Below are 15,078 nucleotides of genomic sequence, written 5' to 3' on the forward strand. Positions count from 1 at the left end.
GGCGGGGGATGCATTTCTGATGGCCGAAGGGCTGATTGAGCCGATGGCGAAAGACGACGTTGCCGTGATCGGCCATGACCGGCGTGCATCTTTCGCATTGCCAGGTCTGTTGCTGGCAACCGGAGCCCTGGTCTGCGCGATCATATCGCTGCTGATTCTACTCGGGCTTACCCCGATCAGGCCGGAAACCAATGTCATTATCGGTTCGGCGGCGATCAATGCGTTGTTTGTCATCGGACTGCTGTTTCTGATCGGCCGGGAGATCCTGCGCCTATTGAAGGCGCGTAGCCGAGGCAGGGCGGCAGCACGGCTGCATGTGCGCATCGTCGCGCTGTTTTCGATCGTTGCAATCACGCCGGCAATCCTGGTGGCGATCTTTGCCAGCATCACGCTCGATGTTGGTCTCGACCGCTGGTTTTCCCTGCGCACGCAATCGATCGTCAGGTCGTCGCTTGACGTGGCGCAGGCCTATATGATGGAAAATGCCAGCTACCTGCAGGGACAGACCGTCTCCATGGCCAATGACCTGGAGCGCAACCGCCAGCTTTACAGCCTCGACCGCACGGGCTTTATCGAGTTGATGACACGCCAGGCCCGTGGGCGCGGCATGCTCGGCGCTTTCCTTGTCCGTGGCGATGGTTCGCCAATCCTTCAGGCCAATATTCCGACCGAGCGGCCGCTGCCGGCCATTCCGAAGGATGCGCTGTTGAGCACCGTATCCGGCCAGCCGACCCTTATTCCGCCTGGCGTGACCAACCTTGTCGGCGCGATCATCCCGATCGACAATATCGAAGGTGCTTATCTCTATACCGTGCGCAGCGTCGATCCGAAGGTCATGCGCTCGATGCGGCTGATGGAGGAGAATACTGCCGAATATAAGAATCTCGAGGCTGGCCGGACATCGTTGCAGGTGGCGTTCGGGGTGCTTTATCTCGGTTTCGCTCTGATCGTGCTTCTGGCGGCGATCTGGACCGCTATTGCGGTTGCCGACCGTATCGTCCGCCCGATCCGGCTTCTGATCGGAGCCGCCGATAGCGTGGCCAGCGGCAATCTGAATGTCATCGTGCCCGTGCATGCAGTGGATGGCGATGTCGGCAGCCTTTCGCGCACCTTCAACAAGATGATCGCTGAAATCCGTACGCAGCGCGACCAGATCCTTGAGGCGAAGGATGAGATGGATGACCGGCGGCGGTTCATCGAGGCTGTGCTTTCAGGCGTGACGGCAGCCGTAATTGGTGTCGAGGATGACCGGCGCATCACCATCGCCAATCCGTCCTCGGAGCATTTCCTGTCGCGTACGACGCTGGAACTGGTCGGTGAAAAGCTTGCTGATGTAGCGCCCGAGATCGAGCAGGTCCTCAATGAGGCCGCCAGCCGCCATCGCAACGACTATCGCAAGCAGATCAACATCATGCGCGGTGGCACCGAGCGGACGTTGAATGTGCAGGTAACGCGCGAGGAATCGCACGACGCCAAGGATTCCTACGTTATCACCGTCGATGACATTACCGACCTCGTGATCGCCCAGCGCTCGACCGCCTGGGCCGACGTCGCCCGCCGCATCGCCCATGAAATCAAGAACCCGTTGACGCCCATCCAACTGTCGGCCGAACGGCTGAAGCGCCGCTATGGTAAGCAGATCAACCAGGACGATCGCACGGTGTTTGACCAGTGTACGGATACAATCGTCCGCCAGGTCGAGGATATCGGCCGGATGGTTGATGAATTCTCCGGGTTTGCCCGCATGCCGAAGCCGACCAAGGAAAAGGCCGATCTGCGCAACATCCTCAAGGATGCAATCTTCCTGCGCGAGATGGGCAATACCCATGTGACCTTTATCCGCGATCTCGGTGAAGAACCGCTCGACGGCACGTTCGATAGCCGCATGCTGGGCCAGGCCTTCGGCAACATCATCAAGAACGCGGTCGAGGCGATCGAGGCCTTGCCGGCAGACGCTGTTCGCGGCGATCGAAAGGTGATGGTGCGGTCACGATTGAATGAAACGAGCGGCCAATTCGTTGTTGATATTATCGACAACGGTCGGGGACTGCCGACCGAAAATAGACACCGTATTCTCGAGCCCTACATGACGATGCGCGAAAAAGGCACCGGCCTTGGCCTCGCGATCGTCAAGAAGATCATCGAGGACCACGGCGGGCAATTGGAACTGCATGACGCACCCGCCGATTTCGATCGCGGCCAAGGCGCCATGATTCGCATTATCTTGCCGCCGGCCGGACAGAGCAGTGGCACTGAAGACAGACAAGACAAGGATACTTCCTATGGCGGCTGACATTCTGGTTGTGGACGACGAAGAAGACATTCGCGAGATCGTCTCCGGCATCCTGTCCGACGAAGGGCACGAAACCCGTACCGCGTTCGACAGCGACAGCGCGCTTGCCGCCATCAGCGATCGCGTGCCGCGCCTTGTCTTCCTGGATATATGGATGCAGGGCAGCCGGCTCGATGGCCTGGCGCTTCTCGACGAGATCAAGAGCCGCTATCCGGATCTGCCGGTGGTGATGATTTCGGGTCACGGCAATATCGAGACGGCCGTTTCGGCAATCCGCCGTGGCGCCTATGACTTCATCGAAAAGCCCTTCAAGGCAGACCGGTTGATCCTGATTGCCGAACGGGCGCTGGAAAATTCCAAGCTGAAGAAGGAAGTCTCCGAGCTGAAGAAGCGCTCCGGCGATCCCGTCGAGCTGATCGGAACCTCGGTTGCCGTTTCTCAACTGCGCCAGACCATCGAGAAGGTTGCGCCGACCAACAGCCGCATCATGATCAACGGCCCATCCGGCTCCGGCAAGGAGCTGGTTGCCCGGATGATCCACCGCAAGTCTTCGCGGGCCGGGGGTCCGTTCGTGGCGTTGAATGCGGCGGCGATCACGCCCGATCGCATGGAAATTGCGTTGTTCGGCACTGAGGGAACTCCGGGCCAGCCGCGCAAGACCGGTGCGCTTGAGGAAGCCCATGGCGGCATGCTTTACCTCGATGAAGTCGGCGAAATGCCGCGCGAGACGCAGAACAAGATCCTGCGTGTTCTCGTCGATCAGCAGTTCGAACGGGTTGGTGGTTCCAAGCGCGTCAAGGTCGATGTCCGCATCATTTCCTCGACTGCCTACAATCTGGAAAGCCAGATCGCCGAAGGCGCTTTTCGCGAGGACCTCTATCACCGGCTGGCGGTGATCCCCGTACGTGTGCCGCCGCTGGCGGAGCGGCGTGAGGACATTCCGTTCCTAGTCGACATGTTCATGCGCCAGATCAGTGAGCAGGCGGGTATCCGCACCCGCAAGATCGGCGACGATGCGCTGGCGGTACTGCAATCACATGACTGGCCGGGCAATATCCGGCAGTTGCGTAACAATATCGAGCGGTTGATGATTCTCGCTCGCAGCGATGGTCCGGATACGGCGATCTCGGCCGACATGCTGCCGAGCGAAGTCGGCGACAGCCTGCCGAAAATTTCGGCGCAGGGCGATCATCACATCATGACGTTGCCGCTGCGGGAAGCGCGCGAAATGTTCGAGCGGGATTACCTGATCGCACAGATCAACCGTTTCGGCGGCAATATTTCCCGCACCGCGGAATTCGTCGGCATGGAGCGCTCGGCGTTGCATCGCAAGTTGAAATCGCTCGGCGTCTGAAAAACGCTTCCATCCTTTCGAGACGGATCATCAATCTATGTCGCGCATTGCCTATGTCAACGGCGCCTACCAGCGCCATAGTGAAGCTGCTGTCCATATCGAGGATCGCGGTTTCCAGCTCGCCGATGGCGTCTACGAAGTCTGTGAAATCCGTCACGGATACATCGTAGACCTGACGCGCCATCTCGACCGGCTGGACCGGTCGTTGAGCGAACTGCGCATGGCATGGCCGATGACACGCGCCGCGCTCATCCTGATCATCCGCGAAGTGGCGCGACGCAATCGTGTGAAAAACGGCCTGTTCTATCTGCAGGTCACGCGTGGCGCCGCGCGGCGCGATCATGTTTTTCCGGCAGCGGATACCCCGTCCACCATCGTGGTGACGGCCAAGCGGACCGATGCGTCGGTGATTGCCAAAAAGAATGCATCCGGCATCAGCGCCATCACGGTGCCGGAGAACCGCTGGGATCGCGTCGATATCAAGTCTGTCGGATTGCTGCCGAACGTGCTGGCCCGGCAGGCCGCCAAGGAGCAGGGCGCCCAGGAGGCAATCTTCGTCGAGACCGATGGCACGGTGAAGGAGGGGGCGGCGACCAATGTCTGGATTGTCGACAAGGAGGGCCGATTGCGGACGCGCCACGCCGAACACGGCATTCCGCGCGGCATTACCCGCACGACCTTGAAGGACGTGACTGCCGCGATCGGGCTTGAAATCGTCGAACAGGCGTTTTCCGTCGAGGACATGCTGGAGGCCCGCGAAGTCTTCATCACGGCAGCCACCAGCATCTGTTTTCCGGTCGTTGCCGTTAACGGTAAAACCATCGCAAACGGTCATCCGGGCAGCGTGTCACAGAAAATTCGTGAAGCCTTTTTCGACATTGCGGAAAAGACCGCGATTTGATACCAAATCCGGGGGGACGCTTAAAAGACCAGTTTTTTTCAGCGTTCGGGCTATTCAGATCGTATAATCAACCGGTTAAATCGGACCGGACAATAAGAAAGAAGCGGCGCTATGGCGGAACGTTCTCAGAACTTGCAGGATCTTTTTCTCAACACCGTCCGCAAGCAGAAGATATCTCTGACGATATTTCTTATCAATGGTGTGAAACTGACGGGCGTTGTTACGTCTTTCGACAATTTCTGTGTGCTTTTGCGGCGTGACGGGCATTCCCAGCTCGTATACAAGCACGCGATCTCGACAATCATGCCGGGCCAGCCGATGCAGATGTTCGAGAGCGAAGAATCCGCATCCTGACGGGATACAAGACACATTACCAAACGTGATACCAAATCGGCGTCGATCATCCCGGAGCTTGAAAAGCTTCGTGATGACATGCGCGCCGTTGTCATCGTCCCAGTCCTGAAAAAGACGGGCAGACAGAACGCCGAGATCATTGCCGCCACCTCGACGCGCAGCGATGAAAGCCGGCTGGAAGAAACGATCGGTCTGGCACTCGCCATTGATCTCGAAGTCGTGCACGGCATGATCGTGCCTGTCGCCCAGCCGAAGCCTGGAACACTGCTCGGCAGCGGCAAGATCGAGGAGATCGGCCATCTGCTCAGCGAGCATAATGCCGGTCTCGTGATCATCGATCATCCGCTGACCCCGGTTCAGCAGCGCAATCTGGAAAAGGAATGGAACTGCAAGGTCATCGACCGGACCGGTCTCATCCTGGAAATCTTCGGCCGCCGTGCGTCCACCAAGGAAGGCACGCTGCAGGTCGAGTTGGCGCATCTGAACTATCAGAAGGGCCGTCTTGTTCGCAGCTGGACCCACCTGGAACGCCAGCGCGGTGGCGCAGGTTTCATGGGCGGTCCGGGTGAAACCCAGATCGAGGCCGACCGCCGGCTTTTGCAGGAAAAGATCGTCAAGCTCGAGAAGGAGCTGGAGCAGGTGCGTCGCACCCGCCAGCTCCACCGCGCCAAGCGCAAGAAGGTTCCGCATCCGATCGTCGCCCTCGTCGGCTATACCAATGCCGGCAAGTCGACGCTGTTCAACAGGATCACCGGTGCGGGCGTTCTCGCCGAAGACATGTTGTTTGCGACGCTCGATCCGACGTTGCGCCGGATGAAGCTGCCGCACGGCCGCATGGTCATGCTGTCCGACACCGTCGGTTTCATTTCCGACCTGCCGACCCATCTGGTTGCTGCCTTCCGTGCGACGCTGGAAGAGGTGCTGGAAGCCGACCTGATCCTGCATGTGCGCGATCTCTCCGATCCGGATAATCAGGTGCAAGCGCAGGATGTCATTCGCATTCTCGACGATCTCGGCATCGATGAGAAGGCTCGCTCCGAGCGCATCATCGAGACCTGGAACAAGATCGATCTCTTGGATGCCGATGCGCATGACAGTCTCGTCCAGAAGGCAGAGAACTCGGAAAATACCGTTGCTGTTTCGGCTGTTACGGGCGAGGGCGTCGATCACCTTCTCGACGAGATCAACAAGCGTCTGTCTGGTGTCCTGATGGAATGCAATGTCGTGCTGCCGGCCAGCAAGCTGAAATTACTGTCCTGGATCTACGAGCACACGATGGTTGATGGCCGGGAAGACCTGGAAGACGGTTCGGTCAGCCTTGATCTCCGCATGACGCCCAGCGAATCGGAAGAACTCGACCGGCGGCTCGGCAATGGCCCAAAAGCCGCGGCACAGGACTGGTAGTCCTTGAAATGAGTGTTGACGTAACGGCATGCCGTTACGTCACGTCAATGCGCAGCAGAATGTCAGGTCAGCTGCCGCTCGATCGCCTTTGCCGCCTGCCAAAGGTCTTCCATCCGCTCAAGCGTAGCGTCCTCAAGCGTTTCGCCAACGGCCTCCAGCTCCGTCTCGATATGCGCAAAACGGCGCCGGAATTTGGTGTTGGTGCCGCGCAATGCCATTTCGGGATCGGCGCCGACATGGCGGCCGATATTGACCACGGCGAAGATCAGGTCGCCAAGTTCGTCCGCTACCTTTGCCTTGTCGTTCGACGCCAAAGCCTCGCGCAGTTCGGCTATCTCTTCCTCGATCTTGTCGAGGATCGGTTCGGGCGAAGACCAGTCGAAGCCGACCTTGGCAGCGCGCTCCTGCAATTTCAGCGCCTCCACGAGCGCCGGGAAACTGCGCTGGACGGAACCGAGATGTCCCTTGTTGACATCTTCTGGTAGGCCGCGTTTCGCCCGCCGCTCGCGGCGCTCGGCCTTTTCCGCCTGCTTGATAGCGTCCCACTGGAGTTTCACTGCTTGCGGCGTGTCCGCATCGGACCGTGCAAACACATGCGGATGGCGCCGGATCATCTTTCGCGTGATCGCTTCCACCACGTCGCCAAAAGCGAAATCGCCAGATTCCTCGGCCATACGGGCGTGAAAAACCACCTGCAGCAGGAGATCGCCGAGCTCGTCGCAGAGATCGTCCATGTCAGCGCGCTCGATGGCGTCAGCAACTTCATAGGCTTCCTCAAGCGTATAGGGCTTGATGGTCTCGAAGGTCTGGACAATGTCCCAAGGGCAGCCCGTCACCGGCTGGCGCAGGGCTTCCATGATGTCGAGCAGGCGGTTGATATCCTTGGAGGGCTGCATGGGGCTCAATTCAGCGGAATGGCGTTGTCGTCCTTGCCGGCCTGATAGTCATCCGACAGCGATTGGTATCGTGCACGGATGCGCTGATCCTGCGCCCGCAGCTTTGCCTTGTCGGTTTCATCCGATGTTGCCACCAGATCGGCGATCGATGCCGAGCGCCAGAAAGCGTTGGTCTTGGCATAACCACCGGGATCGAGCCGGAAAACCTCTTTCAGGATTTTCAGGTCGTGCGGGATCGAGAACGCGTCGCGCGAATCTTCATGGCTGAACAGATAGTAGAAATTGTCGAAGCCTGCCCAGGTGATCGCCGACAGGCACATCGAGCAGGGTTCGTGGGTCGACAGGAAGATCAGGTCCTTGGTGTCAGGCTTTTCCGCGCGCTCGTAGAAGCGCTTCAGCGTATGCACTTCGCCATGCCAGAGCGGATTTTCCGTTTCGTTGTTGGTTTCGGCAATCACCAGCGACAGATCCGATTTGCGCAGGATCGCCGCGCCAAAAACCTTGTTGCCGGCAGCGACACCCTGTTCCGTCAGGGGCAGGACATCGGATTCGATGACGGTCAGCAGGCGTTCTGCAAGCTTGGAATTGTTCATCAGGTCATGGCTCCGGACAACAGGGTTTGTGGCATTTAGCGGATTTCGGCCGTCATAGGCAATGCTTGCAGACTCGATCTTGCCGCGCTCGATGGCTGGATCGCCGGAGAGATTTGCTCAAATTACGCTGGAGTCGAGCAAAAGAATATCCGCCTGCAAAGGCTTCGGAATTTCTGTTTCTTCAATGTTCGCCTTATAAAGGGGATATTCCGCAGAACCTGTAAAAGGATCAGAATCCCACGTTATGACCGAGCAACTGACCGTCTTTCCGGCCTTCTTCCGCGTTGCGCAGAAATGCGTGGCGGTGTTTGGCAATGGCGACGAGGCGTTTGCCAAGGTGCGGTTGCTGTTGAACACGCAGGCGCGGATCGTTGTCTATGCGGATCAGCCCGAAACAGATTTTGCGGCGTTTCTCTCCGCCAATGCCATAGGGCTTGTGCAAGAGCGTTTCGAGGCGAGCCAGGTCGATCGCGCGACACTGGTCTTTGCTGCGACCGGCGATGCCTTGCAGGACCGTTTGATCGTGGCCGCCGCCCGCGCTCAGAAAATTCCGGCCAATGCGGTCGATCAGCCCGAATTCTGCGATTTCCTGACGCCGGCGCTGGTTAATCGTGCGCCGGTTGCCGTTGCTATAGGTACGGAAGGGGCAGGCCCGGTGCTGGCGCAGATGATCCGCGCACAGATCGACCAGCTGCTTTCTCCCTCGCTTGGTGCGCTTGCCTCACTGGCGCAGGCTTACCGTGATACGGCTGACCGCGTTCTGCCGCGTGGTGTTTCTCGCCGGGTTTTCTGGCGCCGCTTCTTTTCCGGCCCTGTTGCCGACCAGGTCTCGCTCGGAAACGTCACTGAAGCTCGCCGCGAAGCATCGCGGTTGCTGCAGTCGGTCGATCGCGTTCCCGGTCACGTCTGGCTGGTTGGCGCTGGTCCGGGTGCCGAAGACCTTTTGACCCTGCGGGCGCAGCGCGTGATGATGGAAGCAGACGTGATCGTCTATGATGCGCTGGTGCCGCAGGCGATCGTCGATATGGGCCGCCGCGACGCCGAGCGTCTGTCTGTCGGCAAGCGCAAGGGCTGCCATTCGAAATCGCAGGACGAAATCAATCAGTTGCTGGTGCGCCTCGGCCAGGACGGCAAGCGTGTTGTCCGGCTGAAATCGGGTGATCCGTTGGTCTATGGCCGTGCGGGGGAAGAAATGGCGGCGCTTCGCGAAGCCGGTATCACCTACGAGATTGTCCCCGGCATCACGTCTGCCTTTGCGGCTGCCGCCGATTTCGAACTGCCGCTGACGCTGCGCGGTGTTGCCTCCTCGCTGATCTTTACCACCGGCCACGACCTGACCGGTGACGTTCTGCCCGATTGGGCGCGTCTTGCCATTTCCGGCGCCACCATTGCCGTCTATATGGGCCGCACGGTGGCAGCCTCCGTTGCCGCGCGCCTGATCGAGGCTGGTTTGCCGCAAGAGACCACTGTTGCGGTGATCGAGAATGCCAGCCGCGCGGAGCGCAAGCTGTTGCATGGCACGCTCAAGGATCTGCCGGACCTGCAATATCGCTACGAGCTGGATGGTCCGGTCATGGTGATCATCGGCGATGCGGTTGCGGGTGCGAATTTCGAGCGGTCTGAGCCGCTTGTCGCCCAGAAGAATACCGGCACCAAAACTGTGGCGGCGCACAAACAGACTGACGAAGTGAGGAACTGACATGGCCGACAAGGTACTGACCGCAAACCGCCTGTCCGACGGCATTTCCGTCTGGCTTGATGCCTCGGGCAATTGGGTGGAATCGCTGCAGGACGCCTTTATCGCTCGCCATGCCGAAGCGGTCACAGCTTTGGAAGCAACTGGCAAGGCCGCCTTTGCCGATAACAAGGTGGTTGACGTGAACGTTATCGATATTGAAGAAGTGGCAGGCGTGCTGCGGCCGTTGCGTATGCGTGAACGCGTCCGCGCCGAAGGCCCGACGATCGACTATGCACCGGGATACAAGGGGCTGAGCGGCCCCGTGCACGCGGCTTAAGGAAAAGAAGACCGATGTACCGTTACGACGAATTCGACCATACGTTTGTTGCCGGCCGTGTCGCGCAGTTCCGCGATCAGGTAACCCGCCGCCTCTCCGGCGAGCTCGCTGAGGATGCCTTCAAGCCACTCAGGCTGATGAACGGCGTCTACCTCCAGCTTCACGCCTACATGCTGCGCGTTGCGATCCCTTATGGCACGCTGAACAGCAAGCAGATGCGTATGCTCGCTCATATCGCCCGCAAATACGATCGCGGTTATGGCCATTTCACCACGCGCCAGAACATCCAGTACAACTGGCCAAAGCTGTCGGACACGCCGGATATCCTGGCGGAACTGGCGTCTGTCGAAATGCATGCCATCCAGACGTCGGGTAACTGTATTCGCAACGTCACCGCTGACCATTTTGCCGGTGCCGCTGCTGACGAAGTCGCCGATCCGCGTCCCTACGCCGAAATTCTGCGCCAGTGGTCGTCCGTTCACCCGGAATTCTCTTTTCTGCCGCGCAAGTTCAAGATCGCCGTCACGGGCGCCGAGCGCGACCGTGCGGCTATTCAGGTGCATGACATCGGCCTGCACCTGAAGAAGAACGACAAGGGCGAGATCGGCTTTGCCGTTTATGTCGGTGGCGGGCAGGGACGTACACCCATGATCGCCAAGAAGATCCGCGACTTCCTGCCGGAAGAAGATTTGTTATCCTACACGACAGCGGTCATGCGCGTGTACAACCTGCACGGCCGCCGCGACAACAAGTACAAGGCCCGCATCAAGATCCTCGTGCACGAAACGGGTGCCGAAGTTCTGACCGGTCAGGTTGAGCAGGAGTTCCTGCAGCTGAAGAATACTGAATTGAAGCTGCCGGAAGGGGATATCCAGGCCATCACCAGCTATTTCGCCCTTCCGCCGCTGACCGACCGTGCAGAAGGCTGGGCCAATCTCGCAGGCTGGAAGAAGGCGGATCCGGACTTTGCCCGCTGGGTGCAGCAGAACGTCCAGCCGCACAAGCATCCGGACTACGGCATGGTGACCGTATCGCTGAAGCCGATCGGCGGCATTCCAGGTGACGCCAGCGACAGCCAGATGGACGCGATTGCTGACCTGGCGGAAGAATACGCCTTCGATGAAATCCGCATCAGCCACGAGCAGAACATCATCCTGCCGCATGTGGCGCTGGCCGATCTGGAGGCGCTTTATCGCGGTCTCGTTTCGATTGGGCTGGCGACGGCCAATGCCGGCCTGATCACCGACATCATTGCCTGTCCTGGCTTGGATTATTGTGCGCTCGCCAATGCGCGCTCGATCCCGCTGGCGCAGGAAATCTCCACGCGCTTCGGTGACGCCGATCGGCAGGCTGAAATCGGTGAATTGAAGATCAAGATTTCCGGTTGCATCAATGCCTGCGGCCACCATCATGTCGGCCATATCGGCCTTCTGGGCGTGGAGAAGAAGGGCGCAGAGCTCTACCAGATCACCCTTGGCGGCTCCGGCGATGAGAACACGTCGATCGGCGAAATAATCGGCCGCGGGTTTGAGCCGGAAAAGGTGACGGACGCGATCGAGACCATCGTCAACACCTATCTCGGCCTGCGCAACGATGCCTCGGAGATTTTTCTCGATGCCTATCGCCGGGTCGGGCCGCAGCCCTTCAAGGACGCCCTCTACGGTGGCAACGCCCAGGAAGCCGCCTGAGAAGGCAAGGATAAAGACATGACGAAAATCTGGAAAGAAACCGGCTTCGTGACCGACGATCCCTGGGTTGTAGAAACCGAGGAAACCAAGGCCGGTTCGAATGAAAAAGCCATTCTCGGCATTGATGCTTTTCTTGAAAAAGCATCATCAGGCGATAGCGGCCTCGGTGTTTTGATCAATCCGGCCGATGATGTGACGCGGTTGCAACCGTTTCTGGAGCAGGTATCGCTGATTGCGGTGGCGTTCCCCGCTTTCAATGATGGCCGGGCGTTCAGCCACGCCTCGCTGTTGCGCGTTCGTTTGGGTTACGGTAAGGAAATCCGCGCTGTCGGTGATGTGCTGATCGACCAGGTGCCGCTGATGCTGCGCTGTGGTGTCGACAGCTTTGCCGTTTCCAACGAAACCGCACTCAAGCGCCTGTCCGAAGGCCGGTTGCCGGGGATCGACAATCACTACCAGCCGACGGCGAAACCATCGACGGATGCGAAATCCTACAGCTGGCGGCGGGTTTCTTAGGGCCCGCGACAGTCTGAAGCACGCATCAATCTGCAAAAGGCGCTATAATTGGAACGGAATTGCTTCCAAATCAGCGCCTTTTGGAATATCCGCTGATACCTGAAAGCATTACTCATCATTACAGGACCTGACGCCGAAATGAACGCTCCTGCCAAGATCGAAGAATTTGCCGCAACCGTACCTGCCGGCGTGTTTGCTGAAACGGTGACAAAGGTCACGCATTATACGGACCGGCTGTTTAGCTTCCGTATGACGCGGCCGACCGAATTTCGTTTCCGCTCGGGCGAGTTTGCCATGATCGGCTTGATGGTCGATGGCAAGCCGATCTACCGCGCCTATTCGATCGCCAGCCCGGCTTGGGATGATGAGCTTGAGTTCTTCTCGATCAAGGTTCCTGATGGCCCACTGACGTCGCATCTGCAGGGCATCAAGCCCGGCGATCAGGTGCTGATGCGCAAGAAGCCGACGGGTACGCTTGTGCTTGACGCTCTGACCCCCGGCAAGCGCCTCTATATGTTTTCGACAGGAACAGGCATCGCGCCGTTTGCGAGCCTGATCCGCGATCCGGAAACATTCGAAAAATTCGAGGAGGTCATCCTCACGCACACCACGCGCGATGTGGCCGAACTGAAGTACGGCTTCGATCTGATCGAGGAAATCCGCAACCATGAGTTCCTGGCCGAACTGGTCGGCGACAAGCTGCGCCACTATGCAACGGTCACCCGCGAGGATTACCCCTTCAAGGGCCGCATCACCAACCTGATGCGCGATGGCAAGATGTTCTCGGATCTCGGTCTTCCGGCGTTCGACCCGGCCGTCGATCGCGGCATGATCTGCGGCTCGACCGAAATGCTGAAGGAAACCAAGGAAATTCTCGAGGCGGCCGGTTTGCACGAAGGTGCCAACAACAAGCCGGGCGAGTTCGTCATCGAACGCGCATTCGTTGGCTAAATTTCGCACTTGAGATCGGTTGTAAAAAAAATGGGCGGCCCGTGGGCCGCCCTTCTGCATTGAGAGGCCGGATGTTTTCTTGATCCGGCCTTCTCTATTGCTGACCAATCAAAGGAGGAAGTAACCCTTCTGCATGGTGATGGCGTCGTCGAGATGAATGGCGAAGTCGATTTTCCTGTCGCCGTTCACGTCGCCATAGATGTAGGTATCGGACGCTTTCTTGACGTAACGCAACTCGCCTGCGGCGCCGGAAAAGGCGCTCGTGCCGATGAACTTGAACGCTTGATTGCCCGCAATCGTAGTGTCGGCGTCGATTCCCGAAAGATTGATCCGATCTCGCTCAGACCCCCGGAAATCAAAGATCGTGTCACGGTTGGACGCGATATTCGTGGAATCCAAAATAGACGTGAAAACGAATGTGTCAGCGCCGGCATCGCCGGTGAGCTTGTCAGCTCCTCTTCCACCATTCAGGCTGTCAGAGCCAGCGCCGCCAAACAGAGAATCGTTGCCGGTCATCCCGAGAAGCGTGTCATTTCCGCCGTTGCCGTAAAGCGCGTTTGCAGCCTGGTTACCGACAATCTTGTCGTTGGCGGAGCCAGCTTTCACGTTCTCGATCAGTGACGCAAGATTTCCTTCATGGAGCAATGCGTTGAAGATATTGCCGCGTGAGTGGCCATCGTTCGGCCCGCCGCCCAGCCAGGCCAATTGGTCCTTGTTGAACATTGAAAATCCACCGGCGCGAAGATCTATTTGCATGCCGGTCTTGTAAGCTGTCAGATCGTACGTATCGTTGCCGCCGCCATCCCAGATCGTGGCGAAGATGCGGTTGGCACCGGGTTCGATCGCCACCTTGCCATTGACAAGTGTATTGCCGCTTGTCGGTGTCCACTTGTAGACCGTGTTGCCGCTGTTGGTAGTGTAGTCGGCGCCGTACATATGCTGAAGCGCCGCAATATCGGCCATCATGAAGGTTTGCGGTGCACCGAATTGTTCATAATAATAACCGCTACCGCCGATGTAGCTGTTGTATGTCATCACAGAATATTCGACGGAATTGTTTTGAGAGGGCAGTGCACCGAAAGTGTCAGTCTCATGCCCGTGTTTAAGTCCAAGCGCATGGCCAAGTTCGTGGATCATGGTGTGCCAGGCGTAGTTGCCGGCTGTTGGGGTACGATAATCCTCGGAAGTACCAGCATATTCTGTGCCAAACCAGATATCACCCGCCTCATCGTAAGTGCCCGGATAGTAAGCATAGGCGGTGTCCGGGGTATCCGATTGCGCAAAACGGAGGGTTGCTGTGCTGGCGCTGCCAGCGGAGAAATTCAGATTCGTGAAGCCTTCCACCGAAAAACCGTCATTCGCAGCTGAGCCATAGGACTTCTCCATGGCAAAGAGTGCGGCGCCTCTCTGGGCAGTCGAAACGGCGGCGAAATTGTTTGAAGTTTCGTCTGTGTACGTATAGTTGCTGGTCAGCGTAGGAAACGCGTATGTGACGGAAGTGCCACCCCAGGCATAAGTTGAGATTACCCCATCAACGAGTTGGTCGCCTGTCGCAGCAATGGTTTTTGTCGTTTTGCTAATACCCGTCATGTTTGCCCTTTTCGGTGGAGAATATGAAGCTGAAATAACCAAATTTCTGGAAGACTGCCGCTTCGAAAAGCAACCGGAACCAGTCTATGCTACCAATCGCACGTATAACTTTCTTAAAACTGAAGAGGCATTGATATGCTAGTCGTATTTCGCAGGCAATGGCCGCTCCTTGCTCTTTTTGGGGCAATAGCAGGGTTTTTCGGCGGGTCGGTTCTGGCGGCACAAAAACCGGCAGGTGCCGGTGGCATCATGGCGCCAGCGCCGGATCCCGAGGCTGCCGTTCAGGCCGAATATGACAGCGTTGAAAAGAAGGGGACGCGCGAAGCCTACGAGCGCTTTATCCGCCGCCATCCCCAGCATCCGCTGGCACAGAAGGCACGCGAGATGCTTGCGTCGAGAAAGTTTCAGTAATCGCGAGTTGCTTTTTTGTCCGGAAATGTCGCCGGGCCTATTTCCGATGTAAACACAGAAGCTTGGGGGCCGTCGAATAAAGCCCGCCGCAAAATCGTATGTTCTACAATAG

14 protein-coding genes are annotated in these 15,078 nt (G+C 58.2%); 11 read left to right on the plus strand and 3 right to left on the minus strand.

Annotated elements, in window-relative coordinates; translation table 11 throughout:
* Positions 1-19: 19 nt before the first annotated feature.
* The 5 genes from ASC96_RS21695 to hflX all read left to right on the plus strand — a co-directional run bounded on the left by ASC96_RS21695 (position 20) and on the right by hflX (position 6,306).
* Positions 20-2,293 carry a PAS domain-containing sensor histidine kinase gene (locus ASC96_RS21695; RefSeq protein ID WP_060505180.1) on the plus strand — a complete coding sequence of 758 codons (2,274 nt, stop codon included), beginning with the start codon at positions 20-22 and terminating at the stop codon, positions 2,291-2,293.
* A complete protein-coding gene (locus tag ASC96_RS21700) occupies positions 2,283-3,647 on the plus strand; it encodes a sigma-54 dependent transcriptional regulator (RefSeq protein WP_060505181.1) in 1,365 nt (454 codons plus the stop codon). Before ASC96_RS21695 ends, ASC96_RS21700 begins: the two co-directional genes overlap by 11 nt.
* Positions 3,648-3,684: 37 nt before the next feature.
* The gene (locus ASC96_RS21705) at positions 3,685-4,548 is read left to right on the plus strand and encodes a D-amino-acid transaminase (protein ID WP_060505182.1); all 864 of its coding nucleotides are present in this window, start codon (positions 3,685-3,687) and stop codon (positions 4,546-4,548) included.
* Between the two features lie 111 nt (positions 4,549-4,659).
* Positions 4,660-4,902: an RNA chaperone Hfq gene (gene hfq, locus ASC96_RS21710; RefSeq protein WP_018325164.1), complete on the plus strand. Its 243-nt coding sequence runs from the start codon at positions 4,660-4,662 to the stop codon at positions 4,900-4,902.
* A gap of 78 nt (positions 4,903-4,980) precedes the next feature.
* Positions 4,981-6,306, plus strand: coding sequence for a GTPase HflX (gene hflX / locus ASC96_RS21715; RefSeq protein WP_060505183.1), 1,326 nt, complete (start codon positions 4,981-4,983; stop codon positions 6,304-6,306).
* A gap of 62 nt (positions 6,307-6,368) precedes the next feature.
* Here the strand turns inward: hflX and mazG are convergent, their stop codons facing one another.
* Together mazG and ASC96_RS21725 are read right to left on the minus strand one after the other, a co-directional pair.
* Entirely contained in the window at positions 6,369-7,202 is an 834-nt protein-coding gene (gene mazG, locus ASC96_RS21720; protein WP_060505184.1) for a nucleoside triphosphate pyrophosphohydrolase, read from the minus strand.
* A 5-nt stretch (positions 7,203-7,207) separates the two neighbouring features.
* Complete coding sequence (locus ASC96_RS21725; RefSeq protein WP_060505185.1) at positions 7,208-7,795, minus strand: nucleoside deaminase; 588 nt, start codon at positions 7,793-7,795, stop codon at positions 7,208-7,210.
* Positions 7,796-8,039: 244 nt separating this feature from the next.
* On the opposite strand from ASC96_RS21725, the gene cysG reads away from it, so the two are divergent.
* From cysG to ASC96_RS21750, 5 genes are all read left to right on the plus strand, one after another.
* Positions 8,040-9,494: a siroheme synthase CysG gene (gene cysG, locus ASC96_RS21730; protein WP_060505186.1), complete on the plus strand. Its 1,455-nt coding sequence runs from the start codon at positions 8,040-8,042 to the stop codon at positions 9,492-9,494.
* Position 9,495: 1 nt separating this feature from the next.
* Positions 9,496-9,810, plus strand: a complete 315-nt coding sequence (locus ASC96_RS21735; protein ID WP_060505187.1) for a DUF2849 domain-containing protein — start codon at positions 9,496-9,498, stop codon at positions 9,808-9,810.
* Between the two features lie 14 nt (positions 9,811-9,824).
* A complete protein-coding gene (locus ASC96_RS21740; protein WP_060505188.1) occupies positions 9,825-11,498 on the plus strand; it encodes a nitrite/sulfite reductase in 1,674 nt (557 codons plus the stop codon).
* 18 nt (positions 11,499-11,516) lie between these two features.
* On the plus strand, positions 11,517-12,014 hold the full coding sequence (locus ASC96_RS21745) for a DUF934 domain-containing protein (RefSeq protein ID WP_060505189.1): 498 nt from the start codon (positions 11,517-11,519) through the stop codon (positions 12,012-12,014).
* A 138-nt stretch (positions 12,015-12,152) separates the two neighbouring features.
* The gene (locus tag ASC96_RS21750) at positions 12,153-12,965 is read left to right on the plus strand and encodes a ferredoxin--NADP reductase (RefSeq protein WP_060505190.1); all 813 of its coding nucleotides are present in this window, start codon (positions 12,153-12,155) and stop codon (positions 12,963-12,965) included.
* Between the two features lie 108 nt (positions 12,966-13,073).
* Here ASC96_RS21750 and ASC96_RS21755 read toward each other — a convergent pair whose 3' ends face one another.
* Positions 13,074-14,555 carry a M10 family metallopeptidase gene (locus ASC96_RS21755; RefSeq protein ID WP_060505191.1) on the minus strand — a complete coding sequence of 494 codons (1,482 nt, stop codon included), beginning with the start codon at positions 14,553-14,555 and terminating at the stop codon, positions 13,074-13,076.
* 135 nt (positions 14,556-14,690) lie between these two features.
* Between ASC96_RS21755 and ASC96_RS21760 the strand changes: the two genes are divergently transcribed.
* Positions 14,691-14,966, plus strand: coding sequence for a hypothetical protein (locus ASC96_RS21760; protein WP_060505192.1), 276 nt, complete (start codon positions 14,691-14,693; stop codon positions 14,964-14,966).
* Positions 14,967-15,078 lie beyond the last annotated feature (112 nt).

The sequence above is a fragment of the Rhizobium sp. Root1204 genome (assembly GCF_001424965.1).
In the GTDB taxonomy this organism is placed as follows: domain Bacteria; phylum Pseudomonadota; class Alphaproteobacteria; order Rhizobiales; family Rhizobiaceae; genus Pararhizobium.